The sequence below is a fragment of the Polaribacter sp. genome, assembly GCF_965656025.1.
GTDB lineage: Bacteria > Bacteroidota > Bacteroidia > Flavobacteriales > Flavobacteriaceae > Polaribacter.
On sequence record NZ_CBFHJT010000024.1, the window covers coordinates 7,755 to 29,618 of the forward strand.

20 protein-coding genes are annotated in these 21,864 nt (G+C 29.5%); 8 read left to right on the top strand and 12 right to left on the bottom strand.

The window, feature by feature from the left end; translation table 11 throughout:
* Both ACTG3S_RS06360 and ACTG3S_RS06365 read right to left on the bottom strand, forming a co-directional pair.
* On the bottom strand, window positions 1-649 hold a 649-nt coding region (locus ACTG3S_RS06360; RefSeq protein WP_439128526.1), incomplete at its 3' end, for a glycoside hydrolase family 73 protein.
* Window positions 646-1,605: a 1-aminocyclopropane-1-carboxylate deaminase/D-cysteine desulfhydrase gene (locus ACTG3S_RS06365; protein ID WP_439128527.1), complete on the bottom strand. Its 960-nt coding sequence runs from the start codon at window positions 1,603-1,605 to the stop codon at window positions 646-648. The genes ACTG3S_RS06360 and ACTG3S_RS06365, both read right to left, overlap by 4 nt.
* Window positions 1,606-1,798: 193 nt before the next feature.
* Here ACTG3S_RS06365 and ACTG3S_RS06370 point away from each other — a divergent pair, with 193 nt between their 5' ends.
* A complete protein-coding gene (locus ACTG3S_RS06370; RefSeq protein ID WP_439128528.1) occupies window positions 1,799-2,215 on the top strand; it encodes a hypothetical protein in 417 nt (138 codons plus the stop codon).
* Between the two features lie 4 nt (window positions 2,216-2,219).
* Here ACTG3S_RS06370 and ACTG3S_RS06375 read toward each other — a convergent pair whose 3' ends face one another.
* Genes ACTG3S_RS06375 through ACTG3S_RS06385 form a run of 3 tightly spaced genes read right to left on the bottom strand, consistent with a single transcriptional unit; the run spans window position 2,220 to window position 5,816 of the window.
* A complete protein-coding gene (locus ACTG3S_RS06375) occupies window positions 2,220-4,025 on the bottom strand; it encodes a GNAT family N-acyltransferase (RefSeq protein WP_439128529.1) in 1,806 nt (601 codons plus the stop codon).
* A gap of 55 nt (window positions 4,026-4,080) precedes the next feature.
* On the bottom strand, window positions 4,081-5,334 hold the full coding sequence (locus ACTG3S_RS06380; RefSeq protein ID WP_439128530.1) for an aspartate kinase: 1,254 nt from the start codon (window positions 5,332-5,334) through the stop codon (window positions 4,081-4,083).
* A 2-nt stretch (window positions 5,335-5,336) separates the two neighbouring features.
* Window positions 5,337-5,816 (bottom strand): GNAT family N-acetyltransferase, encoded by a 480-nt coding sequence (locus ACTG3S_RS06385; RefSeq protein WP_439128531.1) that lies wholly within the window; start codon window positions 5,814-5,816, stop codon window positions 5,337-5,339.
* A 189-nt stretch (window positions 5,817-6,005) separates the two neighbouring features.
* Here ACTG3S_RS06385 and fbp point away from each other — a divergent pair, with 189 nt between their 5' ends.
* Together fbp and ACTG3S_RS06395 are read left to right on the top strand one after the other, a co-directional pair.
* Complete coding sequence (gene fbp, locus ACTG3S_RS06390; protein ID WP_439128532.1) at window positions 6,006-7,016, top strand: class 1 fructose-bisphosphatase; 1,011 nt, start codon at window positions 6,006-6,008, stop codon at window positions 7,014-7,016.
* Window positions 7,017-7,126: 110 nt separating this feature from the next.
* Window positions 7,127-7,735, top strand: a complete 609-nt coding sequence (locus tag ACTG3S_RS06395; protein WP_439128533.1) for a superoxide dismutase — start codon at window positions 7,127-7,129, stop codon at window positions 7,733-7,735.
* A gap of 82 nt (window positions 7,736-7,817) precedes the next feature.
* Here ACTG3S_RS06395 and ACTG3S_RS06400 read toward each other — a convergent pair whose 3' ends face one another.
* The 7 genes from ACTG3S_RS06400 to ACTG3S_RS06430 form a co-directional block, all read right to left on the bottom strand.
* A complete protein-coding gene (locus tag ACTG3S_RS06400) occupies window positions 7,818-10,616 on the bottom strand; it encodes a T9SS type A sorting domain-containing protein (protein ID WP_439128534.1) in 2,799 nt (932 codons plus the stop codon).
* Between the two features lie 79 nt (window positions 10,617-10,695).
* The gene (locus tag ACTG3S_RS06405) at window positions 10,696-11,235 is read right to left on the bottom strand and encodes a hypothetical protein (RefSeq protein ID WP_439128535.1); all 540 of its coding nucleotides are present in this window, start codon (window positions 11,233-11,235) and stop codon (window positions 10,696-10,698) included.
* A 208-nt stretch (window positions 11,236-11,443) separates the two neighbouring features.
* Window positions 11,444-12,097 carry a response regulator transcription factor gene (locus ACTG3S_RS06410; protein WP_439128536.1) on the bottom strand — a complete coding sequence of 218 codons (654 nt, stop codon included), beginning with the start codon at window positions 12,095-12,097 and terminating at the stop codon, window positions 11,444-11,446.
* Window position 12,098: 1 nt separating this feature from the next.
* Window positions 12,099-13,442, bottom strand: a complete 1,344-nt coding sequence (locus ACTG3S_RS06415) for a sensor histidine kinase (RefSeq protein WP_439128537.1) — start codon at window positions 13,440-13,442, stop codon at window positions 12,099-12,101.
* A gap of 95 nt (window positions 13,443-13,537) precedes the next feature.
* On the bottom strand, window positions 13,538-15,460 hold the full coding sequence (locus ACTG3S_RS06420) for a tetratricopeptide repeat-containing sensor histidine kinase (RefSeq protein WP_439128538.1): 1,923 nt from the start codon (window positions 15,458-15,460) through the stop codon (window positions 13,538-13,540).
* Window positions 15,461-15,590: 130 nt separating this feature from the next.
* Window positions 15,591-17,489 carry an amidophosphoribosyltransferase gene (locus ACTG3S_RS06425; protein ID WP_439128539.1) on the bottom strand — a complete coding sequence of 633 codons (1,899 nt, stop codon included), beginning with the start codon at window positions 17,487-17,489 and terminating at the stop codon, window positions 15,591-15,593.
* 69 nt (window positions 17,490-17,558) lie between these two features.
* Entirely contained in the window at window positions 17,559-18,485 is a 927-nt protein-coding gene (locus ACTG3S_RS06430) for a PfkB family carbohydrate kinase (protein WP_439128540.1), read from the bottom strand.
* Window positions 18,486-18,636: 151 nt separating this feature from the next.
* Here ACTG3S_RS06430 and ACTG3S_RS06435 point away from each other — a divergent pair, with 151 nt between their 5' ends.
* From ACTG3S_RS06435 to ACTG3S_RS06455, 5 genes are all read left to right on the top strand, one after another.
* A complete protein-coding gene (locus ACTG3S_RS06435; RefSeq protein WP_439128541.1) occupies window positions 18,637-19,062 on the top strand; it encodes a SufE family protein in 426 nt (141 codons plus the stop codon).
* A gap of 11 nt (window positions 19,063-19,073) precedes the next feature.
* Complete coding sequence (locus ACTG3S_RS06440; protein ID WP_439128542.1) at window positions 19,074-19,394, top strand: DUF59 domain-containing protein; 321 nt, start codon at window positions 19,074-19,076, stop codon at window positions 19,392-19,394.
* Window positions 19,395-19,502: 108 nt separating this feature from the next.
* The gene (locus ACTG3S_RS06445; RefSeq protein ID WP_439128543.1) at window positions 19,503-20,009 is read left to right on the top strand and encodes a DUF2480 family protein; all 507 of its coding nucleotides are present in this window, start codon (window positions 19,503-19,505) and stop codon (window positions 20,007-20,009) included.
* A gap of 54 nt (window positions 20,010-20,063) precedes the next feature.
* Entirely contained in the window at window positions 20,064-20,936 is an 873-nt protein-coding gene (locus tag ACTG3S_RS06450; RefSeq protein WP_439128544.1) for a DUF3078 domain-containing protein, read from the top strand.
* A gap of 58 nt (window positions 20,937-20,994) precedes the next feature.
* A partial coding sequence (locus ACTG3S_RS06455) for a DUF3078 domain-containing protein (RefSeq protein ID WP_439128545.1) occupies window positions 20,995-21,864 on the top strand: 870 nt, incomplete at its 3' end.

Here is a 21,864-nt window from a genome sequence, read left to right on the forward strand (position 1 = left end):
GTTCCTTTTTAAATTTAGATTTTTTGAATTTATCAAACTCGTATAATTTATACTCTTTAATAATTTTAATCAATTTTGCAGGATATTTTCTATCTGTAGCATACCCAGCTTTTCTTAAACCATAAGCCCATTTCTTATAGTTTTTTATGTTGTAATCAAACAAAAAAGCATAACGTTTTCTTTGCGTTAAAAATAAAGAATGGTCATTGTAAGAAGTTTCTGGATACACATATTTTCTAAAACATTCGCCTTTTTCATCATCATCATGATACACACGTTCTCCTTTCCATTGCGTATGACATTTGATGCCAAAATGATTGTTAGATTTTAAAGCCAACTCACTTCTACCTCTACCAGATTCTAAAATACCCTGTGCCAAAGTTATGCTTGCTGGTATTTTATATTCGTGCATTTCTTGAACAGCAATTGGCGCATATTTTCTAATATATGCAAGCGTTTGTTTATTTAATCGTGGATTTTTTTTAGCTAATTTTTTGGTGATTTCAAGTTGATTTACAGAAGGTAATTCCTTTGGTTTTGGTTCTACAATTACCACACCAGGATTTTTTTTATTAATCACCCTTTTTTTAGAACCACAGCTTGCTAAAGTCAATAATAAGATACAACTGAAAAATATTTTTACCTTCATAAATAATTAATTATCGCTTTGTTTTTTTGTTTTAATTTTTGATTGAAACCTGCAATACCTTGTAAACCACCTGTATGAATTGCTATTATTTTACTATTTTTTTTAAAATATCCTTTTTTAACCAAATCTAAAATACCAAATACCATTTTACCTGTATAAATTGGATCTAACTGAATGTTGGTTTGCTTTTTAAAATCGTTTATAAAACGAATTAAATCATCATTATATTTTGCATAACCACCAAAATGATATTCGTTTACAAGACTCCAATTTTTACTTTTAATGGTATATTTTTTTATTTCTTCTGCTAAAAAATCACCTTTTAAAGCAGGAAAACCAATTATTTTTTGATGTTTCTCAGAAGCATTTATCAAACCAGAAATGGTACCTCCTGTACCTATTGCACAGCAAATATAATCGAAATTCGCATCATCTCTTGTTAAAATTTCTTTACAACCTTGTACAGCAAATTCGTTAGTTCCGCCTTCAGGAATCAAGTAAAAATCGCCAAATTTTTCTTTTAGCTGATTTATAAATTCCGCTTTTGATTTATCTCTATACCTTGTTCTTGAAACAAATTCAAAAGTCATTCCGTTTTTATAAGCTTCTCTTAAAGTTGCATTTGTGGCTAAGGTTTTTTCTAAATCTTTTGCCAATTCATCACCTCTAACAACACCAATTGTTTTAAAACCATTTAAATTACCAGCAACCGCATTGGCAACAATATGATTAGAAAAAGCACCCCCAAAAGTTAGCAATACTTTTTTATTTTGATTTTTGGCTTCTAGAAGGTTGTATTTAAATTTTCTGAATTTATTCCCAGAAACCAAAGGATGAATGACATCTTCTCTTTTTATATAAAGTTCTACTTTTTTTTCCTCTAAAGCAGGAAGGTGAACTTGTTGATTTTCAGAAATAAAATCTTGAGTAAAAAAGGAATTGAGTTCTTTATGCATTTAAACACAAAAATAGTAGTTATATTTTTGAAACACAGAAAAAACACTTGTCATTATCAATTTAAAATTCGAACTTGGTTAACCTCGATTATAAGTCATTAAAACCATGTTATATTCTTGTTAAGTTTTAGCAATTTGACGCAACCATTTCAGAATTAATGCATCTATAAAATATAATCTAATAATAAGAATTATGAAAATTGGAAAGTTAAGTCTATTAATGGTTTTAGTAATTACTCTTTTTGCAAGCTGTAATATTAACGATAATTCAACTCAAACTGAAACACTAAACGGAAATTGGAATTTAAAAAATGTGAGCGGTGGTTTACAAGGAATAAATATTGATTATAGTGAAGGAGAAGTTGAATGGAATTTTAATTTAGAAAACAACACATTAACTATTGAAAATAATATTATTACAACAGGACCTAAAGATATTTATGCGGGACTTGATAGTGGAACCTATAATATTGAAATTAAACAAAATGGAAATACAGAAATCTTATTTATAAATGATACTGAAAGAAGAGTAATCATTTTATTAAACTCTAATTTAAAAATTGATGATGGTATAGCAGCTGATGGATTTATAACAGAATTCCAACGATAAAAACCTATTTATTTTGCAACTCAGCAGCTTTTTTTTCTAACTCTGCTTGAAATTCTTCCATCACAGGTTTTACGGTGCTTTCTGGGATATCTGCTACTTTTATATACATTAAACCGTCTACAGCATTGTTAAATTTAGGATCTACATTAAAAGCTACCAAACGTGCATTTTGTTTTACGTACTTTTTTAATAAAACAGGTATTCTTAAAGCTCCTGGTTCAATTTCGTCTATAACTTTATCAAACTTTTGCATGTCTGCTTTGGTGGCATCAAATACAAAGTCTTTATCACCATCTTTTAGTTTTACCTTATATTCTTTTTTAGGATAAATGTATTGTGCAATGTATGGATCGTAATAATGAGATTTCATAAACTCAATCATTAACGATTTAGAAAAATCTGAAAATTGATTACTAATAGAAACTCCACCCATTAAATATTTGTATTCAGGATAACGCAAGGTAACATGCACAATTCCCTTCCACAATAAAAATAATGGCATTGGTTTTTGTTGATATTCACTTACAATAAAAGCACGTCCCATTTCTATGGTATTGCCCATCATCTGGTGCAACTCTGGTTCTATTTTAAACAGAGTTTGTATATAAAAACCATTAATACCGTACTTTTTAAAGATTTCTTTGCCAAGTCCCATTCTGTAAGCACCTACCAAGCAATTGGTTGCTTTATCCCATAGAAAAAGATGCGAATAATATTTATCATATTTATCTAAATCAATAGAATTGTTGGTACCTTCACCCACTTCTCTAAAAGTAATTTCTCTTAGTCTACCAATTTCATGCAAGAGGTTTGGTATTTCTTTAGCAGCTGCAAAAAATACCTCGTAATTTTTACTTTCTAACAATCTACTATTATTCTCTCTTAAGGCATTTACTTCGTTAATAAATAAGTCTACACTTTTTTGAGCAACAATTTTTTTTGCAGGCTTTTTTATTTTGATGTTTTGCGCAGAAATTAGTTTGTGTGCTTTCTCAAAAGGATTAGCCAACATATAAGTTTTCTTCCTAATAAATTCGTAAAAAGATGGAATATCTTTAAACTCATTTTGGTCTTTTACAGAAATAGGTTTTCCTATTCTAACTCTTACAACTCTACCCCCTTGAGAAATAACTTCTGATGGTAATTTGGCGGTTCTTAAAGTATCTGAAATTTTAGATAAAAAATAAAAAAGTCTGCTATTTTGGGCATGAAAATAAATAGGAATAACAGGTACATTTGCTTTTTTAATTAATCGTACAGCACCATCTTCCCAAGGTTTATCTACCTTTAACTTACCATCTTTGTAAGTTGATACTTCTCCTGCAGGAAAAATACCCAAAGGTTTCCCTTCTTTTAAATGAGACAATGCACTTTTAATACCGGCAACACTAGATTTTGCGTCCTTTCTTGTTTCAAAAGGATTTACAGGCATTACATAAGGCTTTAAAGGCTCTATTCTGTGTAGTAAAAAGTTGGCAATTATTTTATAATCTGCTCTTTTTTCTATTAATAATTTTAGTAGTAAAACACCATCTATACCTCCTAAAGGATGATTGGAAACTGTAATAAAAGCACCATCTTTTGGTATTCTTTTCAAGTCACCTTCTGGAACTTCAAATTTTATGTTGCAATCGTCTAAAACTCCATTTAAAAAATTAAGGTCAGATTTATTTTTATTTTTATCGTATATTTTATTGATGGCAGAGATACGAAGTATTCTTAACAAAATCCAACCTACAAACGTACCCAAAAACCCAAATTTCTGAATACCAATTACTTGTGCAATTTCTTTAGATGTTACTAATGCCATAAAATACAATTAGAGCCAATTGCAAACATACTAAAAAAATAAAATATGTATATAATTATTTTGCGTCCAAAACAATTTGCATTGTTTCTTTACTAACTTGGGTTAATAAAAAAGGACCTTTTTTTTCTATACTTTCTATGGCTTCGTCATCAAAATGACGAACTGTATACAAGTCTACTCCTTTTTGTACATCTATTTTAAATTGTGTTTTTAACTCTTCGTAAAAACCATCAAACTTATTAAATTTATTGTCTATACAAATAGAAAAACTAATGGCAGAATTTTGTATTAGGTTGGTTTTTAGTTGATAATCATGTAATTTTTGAAAAATATAACTGATATTATTTTCTACCATAAAACTAAAATCTAATGCAGCAATAGAAACCAAAATTTGATCTTTCTTAACAATAAAACAAGGTATCATAGGCTCTAAATTAGAACCTTTAGAAATTCTTGTGCCTACTTCTTTAGGATTTACAAAAGAACGTACCAACAATGGTATTTCTTTTTGTTGCAATGGCTGTAATGTTTTTGGGTGAATTACAGACGCTCCATAGAAAGCCATCTCTATGGCTTCTTCATATGAAATTTGTTTTAGCAAAGTAGTCTCTTCAAAAACACGAGGGTCAGCATTTAAAACACCAGGAACATCTTTCCAAATAGTTACATTGTCTGCATTTAAGCAATATGCAAAAATACCAGCAGTATAATCTGATCCTTCTCTACCTAAAGTTGTCGTATTTTCTGTATCGTTTGCAGCTATAAAACCTTGTGTAATGTTTAATTTAGAAGCATCTACTTTCTTTGAAATTAGTTCTTGTGTTAAATTCCAATCTACTTTTGCATCTCTATAATTACTATCCGTTTTTATATAATTTCTAACATCGAACCAATTGTTTGCTACCCCAATTTTAGCTAAATATGCACTTACAATTTTGGTAGATAGCAACTCTCCAAAACAGATAATTTGGTCATATACATAGTTATATCTTCGTGATGTATTTCTAGCTAAAAACCAACTTAATTCGCCTAATAAAATATCTATTTCTTTATAAATAGAATCTTCTTTATCAAATAAATCATCCATAATGGTTTTATGGAAATCTTCGATAACCCCTAATTTTTCAGATAATTGATCTGTTTTATTGTAATAAGCTTCAATTACTTCTTCAAAAGCATTGGTTATTTTACCCATCGCAGAAACTACTACCAAGGTATTTGCTGTACCTTCTGATTTTAAAATATTTGTAACGTTTTTTACACTAACAGCATCTTTTACAGAGGCTCCACCAAATTTAAAAATTTTCATTTCTAATTATTTTGAATAAATTTTGCTAAATTTTCTTTGTTCATTTGCACTACAGACCAATCGTTTAAATAGGTTGCTCCTGTGCTTTTGTAAAAATTAATTGCGTTGGCATTCCAATCTATAACTTCCCAAGCAACTCTATTAAAATTATGATCATAAGCGTATTTTAAAACAGCTGTGTACAAAGCTTTGCCAGCACCAATTTTTTGTCTACTTTTTGTGACTATCAAATCTTCTAAATGTATTGTTTTCCCTTTCCAAGTAGAGTAACGTTCATAAAACAAAGCAATACCTATAATTGCATTATTTTCTTCTGCTACAAATAATTTGAACTTCGGATGCTCAGAAAAACCATCATTTAACAAATCTTGCACCGTAATTTCCACTGCATCTGGTTCTTTTTCAAAAACAGCTAATTCTGTAATTAAATCATGTACAGACTGAACATCTTTTTCTGTTGCTCTTCTAATTTTAAAACTCATTTTTACAAATTTTGGTCAAAGATAGTTCATTTGATATTTGACAAAAATTTTTTGATATTTTACACATTTTTTTATGATTTGTTTAAAAAAAACAAAGAAACTGAGTAAATTATTCGATTAACGAACAGTAAAGGATAGAATAATTTAAAAAAAAATGCATCTTTGTAGAATCAATCATATTTATTAAAAATGACTCATAAAAAACAAACTCTAGGCGAATTTATTATTGAAAATCAACATGCTTTTAAATACACTTCTGGTGAGCTTTCTAGACTTATAAACTCTATTAGATTGGCTGCAAAAGTAGTAAATCATGAGGTTAATAAAGCTGGTTTGGTAGACATTATTGGTGCCATTGGTGGTACAAATATACAAGGCGAAGACCAACAAAAATTAGATGTATATGCAAATGATAAATTTATACAAACTTTAACCAAAAGAAATATTGTTTGTGGTATTGCTAGTGAAGAAGAAGATAGCTTTATAACAATTAATAGCCAAGATGAAAATCATCAAAATAAATATGTGGTTTTAATAGATCCTTTAGATGGTTCTTCTAACATAGATGTAAATGTTTCTGTGGGTACCATTTTTTCAATCTACAGACGTGTAACACCTGTTGGAACACCTGTACAGTTAGAAGATTTTTTACAAGAAGGAAATAAACAGGTAGCTGCTGGTTATGTAGTTTATGGTACTTCTACAATGTTAGTTTACACAACTGGTGATGGTGTTAATGGCTTTACCTTAAACCCAGCTATTGGTTCGTTTTATTTATCGCATCCAAACATGACTTTTCCTAAAGATGGTAATATTTATTCTGTAAATGAAGGTAACTATTTAGATTTTCCTTTAGGCGTAAAAAAGTATATAAAATATTGTCAAGAAGAAGAGGGAGACAGACCTTACACAAGTAGATATATTGGTTCTTTAGTTTCAGATTTTCATAGAAATATGATTAAAGGAGGTATTTATATGTATCCAAAAGGCTCTAGAAATCCTGATGGAAAATTACGTTTATTGTACGAATGTAACCCCATGGCTTTTTTAGCAGAACAAGCCAATGGTAAATCTTCTGATGGTTATACAAGAACCTTAGATGTTGTACCAACAGAGCTACACCAAAGAGTCCCTTTTATTTGTGGTAGTAAAAATATGGTTGATAAGTTAGAGGAGTTTATGAAAACATATGGCGAATAAATTGTTTTTATACTGCTATAAGTTAAGAAAAGGCTAATATTTTGGGATTTACTTACATATTAAGTAAATTTACATTTATAAATAAAATACTAACTTAAAAAAATAAAAAAATGGCTTTTCAATTACCAGAATTAGGATATGCTCACGACGCATTAGAACCACATATAGATGCTAAAACTATGGAAATTCACCATGGTAAACATCACAATGGATATACAACAAAATTAAATGCAGCAATAGAAGGCACAGATTTAGAAGGTAAATCTATAGAAGATATTTTAACAAATTTAGACATGAGTAACAGTGCTGTTAGAAATAATGGTGGTGGATATTATAATCACTCTTTATTTTGGACAGTTATGAATCCAGAAGATAAAGGTTATTTGTCTGGAGAATTAAAAGATGCTATTGAAGCTGCTTTTGGCTCTAAAGAAGAATTTATGGATGCTTTTTCTAAAGCAGCAGCTACACAATTTGGTTCTGGTTGGGCTTGGTTATGTGTACTTCCTGGAGGAAAAGTAGAAGTTTGCTCTACACCAAACCAAGACAACCCATTAATGCCTGGTGTTGCTTGCGGAGGAACTCCTATTTTAGGATTGGATGTATGGGAACACGCATATTACTTAAACTACCAAAACAGAAGACCAGATTATATTGATGCGTTCTTTAAAGTAATTAATTGGAATGAAGTTGAAAGACGCTACGCTGAAGCTAAATAAATTTCAGCATTTTATATATACACAAAAAGCATCCTAAAATTTAGGATGCTTTTTTTATGTAATCATAAGATTTTCTTCTTCATTATTTTTTTACAATTTTTTTAGAGTAGATTTTTTTATCTGTTTTAATTTTTACAAAGTAAATTCCTTTTGATAATTCAGAAATATTAATGGGTTGATTATTAATTATTGTTTTAAACACTTCTTTACCAATTAAATTAAAAATCTTTATGCTTTGCGCTTGTTGATTATCTACCTGAATATTTATAAAGTTTGATGTTGGATTTGGAAATACATTCACATGAACTGCATCATTTAACTTTTCTTTTTTAACAGATAAAGCATCTTGCTCTAAAACAAAAAGTTCACTTCCATTGATGCCATTATCTGCAGAAAAATACAAAGCATTATTACTTACAAAAAAATCACTTGGTCTACTACCACTGTTGTATTGTTCTGTAGATGGATTTATTTCTTCTAATAACTTCGTTCCTTCCTCTGTTCCATCAGAAACCCATAGTTCTGTTGAACCATTATTCTCTCCTCCACCAAAAATTACTTTTTCTCCAAAGCTTACAAATTCTGTAACAGAAGAACTACTATCTCCTTCTCTTATATCCTTTACTAAGACTGTACCTGCATTTGTACCATCAGAAAACCAAATTTCGTTTCCTGTTGTTCCATCATTGGCAATAAAAAACACTCCGTTATTATGAGCAGTTAATTTAGAAGGAAAGCTACCACTACTTCCACTTCTTATTTCTTTTACTTTATAAGCTGATGAACCTGTAGAAGCCCAAAGTTCTCCCCCATCAGAAAAACCGGCAGTAAAAAATAATTTATCATTGGCAACAGTTAAATTGGAAGGATCTATTTGTGATACTATTAGTGCAGTAGTTCCATCTGTTCGTATTAAATCTCCATTAGAACTGTAGTATAAATGGTCATCAAAAAGAGTAAAAAACCTAGGATTACTACTACCTGAAAAGTTATAATGGTGATGAATTTTTGTACCAGCTTCTGTACCATCACTTTCCCAAACTTCAAAATCGTTATCTCCTGAATGTGCACTAAAGTATACTTTATTTTTATAGCTTATAATTTCGCCACTTCTGTAACTATCGTTTTCCCCTACATTTATATCTTTCACTAAAATGGTTCCTGTCTCAGTACCATCACTTTCCCAAAGCTCAAAGCCTGTTACACCATCATTCGCAAAAAAATACAATTTGTTATTTGCTACAGCTAAATTTCCATTATTAAAAGCGTTGGCTTTATCGGGATTTATATCTTTTACTAACATAGTGCCAGAAGCTGTACCATCTGTTTGCCATAATTCTTTACCTGTATTTTTTGTTTCTGCAATAAAATATACTGTACCATTTATCTCTGTAAAATTACTTGGGTTACTATAATAAGGCCCAGGATTAATATCTAACAACATGCTTGCGGTTCCGTTTTCTAACTGCCAAAGTTCTTTTCCATTTTCTCCATTATCTGCAGAAAATAAAATTTTATTACCAAACTGAAAATAATTGTTTGTGTTTGAAGACCTATTACCTTCTTTATTAATATCTTTTAAAAGATTGGTACCCGTTTCAGTTCCATCAGAAATATAAAGCTCTTTGCCAAACCAGTTACCATCATTACCTGTAAAAATTACTTTGTCATTTAAAGCTACAAAACCTTCTAGATTATTGTCATCTCCTTGAGGGTGAATATCTTTAACTAAAGTGGTTCCAGCTTCTGTACCATCAGTTTTCCATAATTCGTAGCCTTGAGGAAATAGTGTACCTTGAAAGTATAAATTATTACCAACGACTGCATATTGATTATTATGAGAGAATTCGGTATATTCTGGGTTAAAGCTCGTTGTGCCAGCTTCAGTTCCATCAGAAAGCCAAATAATTTGCTCTCTTGTAACACTATTGCTCGCAATAATTAAAATTTGATTGTTAAGCTTAAAAAGTGTTTTGACAATACCCAAATCGGTTTTCACTTCAATTGTACCAGCTTCTGTACCATTAGATTCCCACAGCGCACTATCATATATAAAATAGATTTTATTATTATACGCTATAACTTTTGAGTTATAACTAAACGTATTACCAGATCCAGAATTAACATCTTTTACCATAAAAGTACCAGCTTCTGTTCCATCTGTTGTCCATAATTCTGTACCTTGCGTACCATTATTTGCGGAAAAATAAACTGTATTATTAATCGTTATAAATTGATTGGGGAAAGAATCTGAAGATCCAGATCTAATATTTTTAACCAAAACAGTTCCTGCTACAGTTCCATCAGTTTTATATAATTCTTTACCAATTGATGAACTTGACTCTGCAGAAAAGTAAATTTCGTCTCCGTTTTTTACAAATCTATCTGAACCAAAAACAGTATAATTTGCAATTTTTAAAGTACCTGCTTCTGTACCATCTGAAGCCCAAAGGGAATTTTCTGCAGAGAAAATAATTTTCCCATTAATTTCATCATACATCTCTGAAACAGAAGTAAATTGTTTTATTTTTTCTATACCAGAATCTGTACCATCTGTTTTAAATAAGTATTGTTTATTATCTTCAATAGCAAAGAAATATAAATAGTCTGTAGTTGCAATTGCTTTAAAACTATTAATCCCATTTTCTGTGCCTGTAAATGTATCTTTAACTAGAACTGTCCCTGCTTCTGTTCCATCAGTTTTCCATAGTTCAATTCCATTTAACCCGTCATTTGCAGAAAAATAGACTTCATTTTTAAATACTATTTTTTCACTTGGGTTACTAGAGTCATTACCCAGATTAATATCTTTAATAAGTGAGGATTGACCAAAGGTGTTTAAATAAGTTAATATGCATGTAAGTAGTATAATTTTTTTCATAATATTTTTGTTTAGGATGAATTAAAAATGATTTGATTCTGAAGCTTTTTACAACTTCAAAACCAAATCAAGAGTATTTTTATATTTCGCCTTTTTCTTCTGCAGCATCTATAAGAATTGCAACTTTCCCTCCTTTTCCTTTGGCAATTGCGTGTACAATTTTTGTTCCTGTTTCTTTATCTGTATATATTTTAAAGCTTTTAATTTTATACTCTCTGCCTTTATATTTTTCATCCCAAGCATTTTCTTCAACATACTTTTCTGATACTACTTTGTTTTGTAAACTAGATACTGAGTTTTTTAATAAATCATTACTAGCTATACTTTTTGATGCATTTATAGCATTTTTAATACCTTGTGTATTCTTTAAGTTTAAGTTTTTTACATCTTGTACGTTTTTTACAGTTTTCATAATATTACCAAAAGACAAACTGCTTTTAAATTTATACACATAAGCATAGGTACCATCTCCTGATGGAGTTGCCAATGTAATTTCATCACCTTTTTTGTATACTTTTCCTTTTTGTGAGGTAAATGGTTCTTTAGATTTTTCTCCTTTGATTTGCGCTACAATTAACATTGGAGCTAATAATAGCATTACAAGTGTTACTTTTTTCATAATAGTTAGTTTTAAATTTTTTATACGATAAAACAGCATCCTTTCTGTTTGTTAATTCATCCTAAAAACAAGTTCGAAATAGATACTGTTTCGTTAAAGTATTTTTTATTTTTTAGGATGTAATTAATTAACACTTCAAAAGTAGTGTTGAAAAAGAGTGAAGTAAATAGAGTGGTTTACGTAATTAACTAGGGTAATTCCCTTATTTTTAAGAGGTAAGTCCGTTTTGGAAGGCAAAACGTATTAAAGACGCTACATTATGAATGTCTAATTTTTTCATAATATTGGTTCTATGTGTGTCTACTGTTCTTGGACTTATAAAAAGTTTTTCGCCGACTTGTGTATTGGTTAATCCTTGTGAAATGTATTTTATAATTTCTAATTCTCTTGAAGTTAAATCATCTAAAAGTGGCGACTTTTTTTTATACTGATGAAGAGAGTTGGGTTTATTATCACTAATTAAAGCTTTAGTAACGTCTGTATTAAAGTATTCTTTACCTTGATAAATGTTTTTAATTGCCAATAATAACTCGTCACTTGGTATTGTTTTTAGCATATAGCCTTTTACACCAATTTCTATTAAGTTTTTAATAATTGATGCTTCTTGGTACATAGAAAGGATTGCAACCTTAACATGTTTGTGATTTTTTATAATTTCTTTGGCGCACTCTATACCGTCCATAATTGGCATATTTATGTCTAACAAAGCAACATCTACCAAGTGTTTTTCAATATAATCAATGGCTTCTTTACCATCGTTTACAATACCTATTACATTAAAATCTTCTAAATTTTCAAAGGTATTTTTAATGCCTTCTGCAATTAGTGGGTGATCGTCTGCAATTAAAATTTTAATAGGCATTTTATAGTGGAATATTTATGGTGACTAAAGTACCACTTTTAGGGCTTGGCTCAAAATTTACATCACCTTTTACCATATCTAATCTGCTAGATATGTTTAGCAATCCAATTCCCTTGCTCCTTTCTTTAGATGAAAAACCAACTCCATTATCTTCTACAATTAAAATTACAGCATTCTTTGCATTAAACAATTGTACACTAACCTCATCTGCTTTACTGTGCTTTATAATGTTATTAATAAGTTCTTGGGTTATTCTATAAATGGTAACTTCAATTTTAGTTGGTAACCTTTCATCAATATTAAAATGCTCTATACTATATTTTATGTTTGATAAAGCCAAACTACCTTCTAACAAATCATTTAAAGCTGGTATAATACCTAATTCTTTTAAAGCTCTTGGCATCATTTGATGAGAGATATTACGCAAGTCTTGGTTCGAGTTTTCTAAGCTTTTTAAAAGTTCTTGAGACTCTTTTGAGTTCAGTAAATCTAGCTTAGCTAGTATATTTCTAGATTTTAAAATAACACTACCAATTTGTTGCACAACACCATCGTGTAGTTCTCTTGCAATTCTGCCTCTCTCTGCTTCTTGCGCTTCTAAAATAGCTTTTAAACCTAATTCTTTTTGTTTGTTTTTTTCTTCAAAAATAAGTTTTTGCTTATGCCCTAAACCTAAAGAAAAAAATATGTTTTCTACAATTAAACCAAAATAAAAAATACTATCTCTTAAATGATTCTCTTTAGGTAATAATTCTAAATAATATATAATTGCCCCAGAGACAGAACTTATAAACAAAATAAGTGATCCAATTATAATGTAGTATTTAATAGCAGATTTTATTTTGAATAAAATATAATAACCTACTATTGATAAAATTAAGATTACGGGTACAAAAAACAAGAAAAAAGCTTCATGAATATATACTTTACTTTGTGTGATGGTAGATATTATCTGCAGAACGATACCAATAGGTAGAAGTGCATAAATAGGGTATAATATTATTTTATGATATTTTTTTGAAAACGATTTTGTTTCTACAAATTTAAAAGCAAAAATAAAGTAAAAGCAGTTAAACATCCATTTAAAAAACACTTCAAAAGAATTTAAAAAAGGAATAAAAGGTTTAAAAATAAGACCAAAAAAACCTGTAGATACCTGATGTAGATAGCCTAAAAGAATTAAAGTTGTGTAAAGAGCATAATAAAGATAAACCTTGTCTTTGTTCTGAAAATAAAGTACAATATGATAAATAGAAAGCGTAAACAAAAAACCCAGAACAAATATTAAAATTCCATTTTCATTCGGGTTTTCTAGTGTATGTAAAATTTGATTATAATCGAACATCTGGTTTCAATATACAAAATCAAATTTATTTAAAGTGTTTTTATTGCTTCTGCTATAAAAAGATGATTATCTACAAATAGGGTTTTAACTGCTATCTATAAAGGAATTTTTATAGTTACCAAAGTACCACTCTTAGGACTTGGTTCAAAATTAACAGCACCTTTTACCAAATCTAATCTGCTAGAAATGTTCAGTAAACCAATGCCTTTTTTCTTATCACCTTTAGAAAAACCGACACCATTATCTTCTACAATTAAAATAATGTTATTGTTTGTATTTAGTAATTGTAAACTTACATCTGTTGCTTTACTATGTTTTATAATATTATTGATAAGTTCTTGCGTTATTCTATAAATGGTAACTTCTATTTTTTCTGGTAATCTTTGATCAATATTAAAATGCTCTAAACTATATTTTATATTTAAAAGTGCTAAACTACCATCTAATAAATCTTGTAATGCAGGAATAATTCCTAATTCTTTTAGCGCTATTGGCATCATTTGATGAGAAATATTTCGCAAATCTTTATTTGAATTCTCTAAACTTTCTAATAATTGTTGAGATTCTTCTTCATTAATGGGGTCCTTTTTAAATAGTAAATTTCTCGATTTTAGAATAATACTTCCTATTTGTTGCACAACACCATCATGCAATTCTCTGGCTATTCTTGCCCGTTCTTTTTCTTCTGCAAGTACAATAGATTGTAAACTTTTTTCTTTTTGGCTTGCAATTGCCAATTGATGTTTTCTTTTGTTTCTTTGAAAAATAGCAAATCCTAAAAAAAGCAATATTGCAATGCCTCCTATTAAAACAAAAGTCCAAGTTTTAGTTTTAGATAATTTTAATTCTGTTTCTGCTTTTTCTGTTCTTGTTTGTAAAAGTTGTTTTTCTTTTTTTTCTGATTCGTATTTCGCTTCTAGCTCTGCTAAACTTTTAGAGTATTCTTGTTTTGATATACTATCTAATAAATTTGTGGACAATCTCTGGTAGAAAAAACTACTATCATTCTGTTTTACTAATAACTTTACTCTAGAAAGTAAATCATAACCTTCTTGAAGTTGATCCGTTAACTCATATTTTTTAGCAATAGAAATAGATTTTTGCAAGTTCTTTTCAGCTAATCTGGGTTGATTTGTCATTAAAAGAATGCTTGCTATGTTATATGATGTCGATGAAACACCATATAGGTCGTTATTATCTTCTCTTAATTTTAATGCCTTTTTAAAAAGCTTTAATGCTTCTTTAAGTTTATTATTATCAGTTAATAAAGATGCTTGATTATTATAAAATCTGGCTAAAGATACAGAGTCGTCTATACTTTTAGCTATTTCTATTCCTTTTTCATAACTATCAATAGCTTTATTAAAATAACCTAAATCACCATAAGTATCACCTATATTACCAAGAGACTGCATCATACCTCTATAATCTTTTATACTATCTCTTATTTTTAAAATTGATTCATGTTGTTTTAATGCCTCTTTTTTGTTTCCTAGTTGGTTAAGAATATTTGCAATATTATTTTTTGCATGAAGAGAATATGGTAAAATTTTTAAAGAATCAAATACTTTTAATGTTTTGTAATTATAAAATAATGCCGAATCTAAATTATACAATTGTCTATGCACAATTGCTAACTTATTATAAACGATACCCAAACCCCGATAAGAATTTAAATCTGATGTTATTTTTTTTGATTTATAAAAATATTTCAATGCTTCTTTATGATTTGAAATGTCGTAGTTTAAACTTCCTTTCAAATTATAAGATTTACCTAAAAGACCTAAATTTTTATTTTCTAGAGCTATTTTTTCTGAAATATTTACATAAAATAAAGAAGAATCTTTATTTATACTTCTATATAAAGAAGCTATCCTAAAAAACTTTTCTCCTTTAATAGAATCATTCAATTCTTTTTTAAGTACTCCTTTAATACTATCAATTATAAGAATATTCTTTTGAGCAAAAGAATTTAAATAATAAGTAAATAGAAAAAGTACAACTAATATTTTTTTCATTCCAGATATTTTTTTCAAATATGAATAAAAAACATCTTTAAAAAAATACGTTAAATACCGTAGATTTTAAAAATAGAAAAGCACCCAATAAATTGGATGCTTTTGTATAAATTAAAAAAACTAATTTCAGTTAATAAGCCCTCTTATCATTCCCCTCATAAAAATTGATAAACGCTTCGTTTACAACTCTATGACCACCTGGAGTTGGGTAATTCCCTGTAAAATACCAATCACCTAAATTATCTGGACAGGCTTTATGTAAGCCTTCTATAGATTGATAAATTACCTCTACCTCTGCTTTTATATCTTTTGTTTTTAGCATTTCTGCAATTTTTGCTGAAATCTGTTCTGCAGAAAAAGGCTTGTAAATTTCTTTTACGTAGTTTACAATACCCTCATCTTCAGATTGTTGCTGTGCTTTCGATTTTTTATAAACTTCCTCTATAATATGTTCTTGATTGGTATCTTTTAACAAAGCAATAGCTGCTTTAAATGCAATAAACGCATCTATTCTTGCCATATCAATCCCATAACAATCTGGATAACGAATTTGAGGCGCAGAAGAAACTACCACAATTTTTTTAGGACTTAATCTGTCTAAAATTTTAATGATACTTTTCTTTAAAGTGGTACCACGTACAATACTATCGTCTATAATAACCAAATTATCTGTAGGTTTTACAACACCATAAGTAATGTCGTAAACGTGTTCTACCAAATCATCTCTACTACTATCATCTGCAATAAAAGTTCTTAATTTTGCATCTTTTATAGCAATTTTTTCAAAACGAGGTCTTTCAGATAAGATTTCTGTTACTTTTAGTGCAGATAAGTTTTTACCTCCAGCCAAAATTTTTCCTGTTTTTTGCTGATTTAATAAATCTTCTGCAGCTTCCGTCATTCCATAAAAAGAAGTTTCTGCTGTATTGGGTATATAAGAAAAAACCGTATTAGAAATATCGCTGTTAATAGATTTTAAAATTTCTGGAAACACAAATTTTCCTAAATTTTTTCTTTCTTCATAAATACTTGCATCGCTCCCTCTAGAAAAATAAATACGTTCAAAAGAACATGCCTTTTTTTCTCTGGGTTCTATAACTTGTTTTATAGTTGTTTTACCACTTTTTTTAATAATTAATGCATGCCCTCTTTCTAATTCTTGAATTTCATCAATCTTTACATTAAAAACCGTTTGTATTACAGGTCTTTCTGATGCTACAGCAACAACCTCATCATCCTCATAAAAATATGTAGGTCTAATTCCGTTTGGATCTCTTAACACAAAAGCATCTCCATGACCAACCAAACCTGCCATTGCATAACCACCATCCCAATTTTTAGAAGACCGTTTTAACACTTTTTTTAGACTTAAATTCTCTTCTATAAAAGGTGATGCATCTTTTTTGCTAAAACCTTTTTTCTTTGCTTTTTGATACAATTTAGCTACTTCATCTTCTAAAAAATGACCAATTTTTTCCATAACAGTTACAGTATCTGTAAACTCTTTTGGGTGTTGCCCTAACTCTATCAATTCTTCTAACAATTGTTTAGAATTGGTCATGTTAAAATTACCAGCAACTATTAAATTTTGATGTTTCCAATTGCTTTGACGCAAAAACGGGTGTACACTTTCTATACTATTTTTACCAAAAGTACCATAACGCACATGTCCTAAAAATAAATTACCTACATAAGGCATATTTTCTTCTTGCCATGCAACATCGTCTTTTTTATCGGGGTTTTCTTCTAACACACCGTTTAATCGCTGATTAATTTGAGCAAAAATATCTTGTATAGGTTGTGACTGGTTAGAGCGAACTCTACTAATATACCTTGTACCTGGAGCCACATTAAATTTTATACTTGCAAAACCAGCACCATCTTGACCACGATTGTGTTGTTTTTCCATTAATAAATACATTTTATTAATTCCGTAAAAAGCAGAACCGTATTTATCTTTATAAAATTGTAAAGGTTTTTTTAATCGAACAAGTGCAATTCCACATTCGTGTTTAATAGCGTCACTCATTGGTATTTCTAGTTTTTTTATTATTTGTTTGTATAAAAAAATCCGCAACGTAAAAACTGCGGATTAAAATTAAGATATTTTTATATCAAATTGTGTTAAATCTTTAAAAGCTTTTAAACGCGTTTTAACCTCTTGTTCTGTAAGCTCTTGCATACGCTCTGTACCAAATTTTTCTACACAAAAAGACGCTAAATTAGACCCGTAAATAATGGCATTTTTCATGTTTTCAAAAGAAATATCTTCTGTTTTTGCTAAATAACCACAAAAACCTCCTGCAAAGGTATCTCCTGCTCCTGTTGGGTCAAAAACCTCTGCTAACGGTAATGCTGGTGCAAAAAACATTTTACCTTCATTAAATAACAAAGCTCCATGTTCTCCTTTCTTAATCACCACATATTTTGGACCCATTTTATGGATTTTCTTAGCGGCATTTACTAAAGAGTATTCCCCTGAAAGTTGGCGCGCTTCTTCATCATTTATGGTTACAACATCAACTCTTTTTAAAACTGTATGTAAATCGTCTAGTGCAATATCCATCCAAAAATTCATCGTATCTAAAACCACTAATTTAGGTCTTTCATTCATTTGATCTAATACCGATGCTTGTGTTAACGGATGTAAATTACCCAACATTACAATACCTGCATCTTTAAAATTTGAAGGTACAACTGGTGTAAATGTTTCTAAAACATTCAATTCTGTAATTAACGTATCTCGAGAATTCATATCATTATGATATTTTCCACTCCAAAAGAATGTTTTACCATCTTTTACAACTTCAATACCCCCTGTATTGATACCTTTGGCGTTCATCATTTCTAAATAGGATGCGGGAAAATCTCCACCAACAACAGAAACAACACCAGTTTCTACTCCAAACTGACTTGCTGCCAAACCAACAAAAGTACCTGAACCTCCTAAAATTTTATCGGTTTTGCCAAAAGGTGTTTCTATAGCATCAAAAGCTACTGTACCAACTGCTAATAATTTACTCATTATCCCATTCTAACCTTCCCTAAAGGAAGGAATTTATTATAATAGTTAATATTTAATATTCTTATATTCCTCAGTTATGTTTAATGCATTTTTATCGTATTTTTGCACTATAATTAAGGTATCTATGATACTGCAAAAATAAGTTTTAAAAATGACTATCAAAGAAATACAAGAAGAAATTATTGACGAGTTTTCTATGTTTGATGATTGGATGGAGCGTTACGAATATATTATAGAACTTGGTAAATCTCTACCCATAATAGACAAAACCTACAAATTAGAAGAAAATTTAATAAAAGGTTGCCAATCTAAAGTTTGGTTGTATTCTGAACTAGAAAATGATAAAGTTAAATTTACAGCAGATAGCGATGCTATTTTAACCAAAGGAATTGTGGCATTGTTATTGCGCGTTTTTTCTGAGCAGAAACCTGCAGATATTTTAGCTGCAGAAACTGATTTTATTGATGAAATTGGTTTGAAAGAACATTTGTCTCCAACAAGAGCCAACGGTTTGGTTTCTATGATTAAACAAATTAAAATGTATGCAATTGCGCAACAAACTAAATTAAAAAACTAAGATTTTACAAAATGACAGATAAAGAATTAGAAGAAATAGGAGATAAAATTGTAGGGGTTTTAAAAACCATTTACGACCCAGAAATACCTGTAGATATTTACGAATTGGGTCTAATTTATGATGTTTTTGTGTCTGAAGAAAATAATGCGAAAATTTTAATGACACTAACTTCGCCAAATTGCCCAGTTGCAGAAAGTTTACCTAGAGATGTAGAGGAAAAAGTAAAGTCTTTAAAGCAAATTAACGATTGTGAAGTAGAAATTACTTTCGACCCTACTTGGACACAGGAAATGATGAGTGAAGAAGCAAAGTTAGAATTGGGGATGCTGTAATTAAGTGGTCAGTGGTCAAAACTAAAAAATATAACGAATGTCATTTCGAAATGAGCTTTTTATTAAGCGATTGAGAAATCTCAACTTTGAAACTTTGAAACTAAAAAAATGGAAGAAATTGTAAACAGAGTTACCAATAGTAAACTAAAAACGTTTGATCTTGAGGAAATTTACCCTGAAGGAAAACGCGTTTTATTTGACATTAAAGATTGGCTTTTTCAAGAACTTATTTTAAAAGAAGTAGATTTTAGAGCTTCTGTAAAAAACCACAATTGGTCTCAATATAAAAATAGTTTTGTAGCCATTACTTGTTCTGCAGATGCAATTATACCTTCTTGGGCTTTTATGTTAATTGCCTCAGAGTTAAACTTATATGCAAACAAAGTAGTCATTGGTAATTTAGAGTTGTTAGAAACTGTTTTATATCAAGAATTATTAGAATTTATAGACTATAAAGATTTTGTAGATGTACCTGTAATTATAAAAGGTTGCGCAGAAAAACCGATACCAAATGCAGCATATTCATTACTAATATCAAAATTACAACCTATAGCAAAATCTATTATGTTTGGAGAGGCTTGCTCAACTGTACCTCTTTATAAAGCAAAAAAATAATTTTTGTTTTTTAAAGATAATAGTATTTTTGCTATTCATTATTATAAGTGTTTCATGAAAAGAATTTTGGTTCTTTTTTTTATTCTATTGGCATCCGTTTCTTACTCTCAAAAAAAGAAGCGGGACACTTTGCCTAAACCAAAATGGAAAATAAACGGAAGATTCGCTTTTATCTTTAACCAATCTTCTTTTTCTAATTGGGCTTCTGGTGGACAAAACACCGTGGCAGGAAATATTAATGTAAACTACGATTTTAATTATAAAAAAAAGAACGTAAACTGGGATACTAGAATTATTACAGGATATGGTTTAAGCCACATTAGCGAAAAAGGATATAGAAAAACAGACGACCGTTTTGAATTAAATTCCCTTTTTGGTTTTAAAACGGGTAAATATTGGTTTTTTTCATTTATCACCAATTTTAGAACTCAATATACAAAGGGTTTCGATTATAAAAAAGACCCAAAAGTATTGGTGTCAGAATTTTTATCGCCTGCTTATTTAACCTACGGACCAGGTATGTTATGGAAAAAATCGGATGATTTAAATTTTAACATTGCACCAGCTACAGCTAGATACACGTTCGTTAACGAGTTTTTTACTAGAGATTCTGGTAGATTTGGTGTAAACCAAGGAGAAACAGTTGCATTTAGTTTGGGTTTTAACTTGTCTGGTTACTATAAGTTTGTATTAATGGAGAATATTGAAATGGAAAATATTTTATCTATCTATACAGACTATCTTGCAAATGTTGGTAATTTAGATATAGATTACCAAACCAACATTCGTTTTAAAGTAAATAAACACATTAAAATGCAGCTAACTTTTCAAGCCATTATAGATGATAATACTTCTAGTAAAATACAATTTAGACAATTATTTGGTTTGGGAGTAAATTATAATTTTCACGAAAAAGTGACTTATTAAAACTTTCTGGTCTAAAAGAAAAAAGTATTTTTGAAAACACTAAATTAAAAAAAAACTAATGAAAAAATTAACTGTTTTAATTCTATTTGTCTGTATAGCCTTTACAGCAAATGCACAAACTGAAGAAGAATTAAAAAAAGAATTGAAAGAAAAAAAGGGAGAAATTTCTAAATTACAAAAAGAAGCTAAAGGATTACAATCTAAAATAGATGCTTTACCTGGTTGGAAAATTGGTGCTTTTGGTACTGTAGGCGCTAGTCTTTCAGGTTTTAACAACTGGTATGCAAGAAATGCACCAGACGCATCTGCAGGCAACATAGGTATTACTGTAAATACTTTTGCAAATTTAATTGAAGATGATTTTTTCTGGAGAAATTCAGCATCTGTAAATTTAGGTTGGGTAAAATTAGATGATAAATCTGTTGCAGGTGATGAAGGTTTTGATACTGCTACAGATGTTTTTAACATCTCTTCTTTATATGGTAGAAGATTAAGTAAAACTTGGGCAATTTCTGCTTTAGGAGAATACAGAACAACACTTATAGAAAATTTTAATGATCCTGGTTATTTAGATTTTGGTGCCGGTGCAACATGGACGCCAACAAAAAATTTAGTAGTGGTAATACATCCAGGAAACTACAATTTTGTATTTAGTTCTGGAGATACCATTTTTGAATCTTCATTAGGTGCAAAAATAGTAGCAGATTACACAAATAAATATGGTAAACTTAGTGTAAAATCTAACTTATCTATGTTTCATAGTTACAAATCTGCAGATTTTTCTAATTGGACATTAACCAACTCTTTAGGTTATACTATTTGGAAAGGTATTGGACTTGGTTTTGAACTTGGTTTGCGTAAAAACAAGCAAGAAGCTTTAAGCAATGCAATTGCAGAAAATGCAGCTTTAGCAATACCAGGCACTACT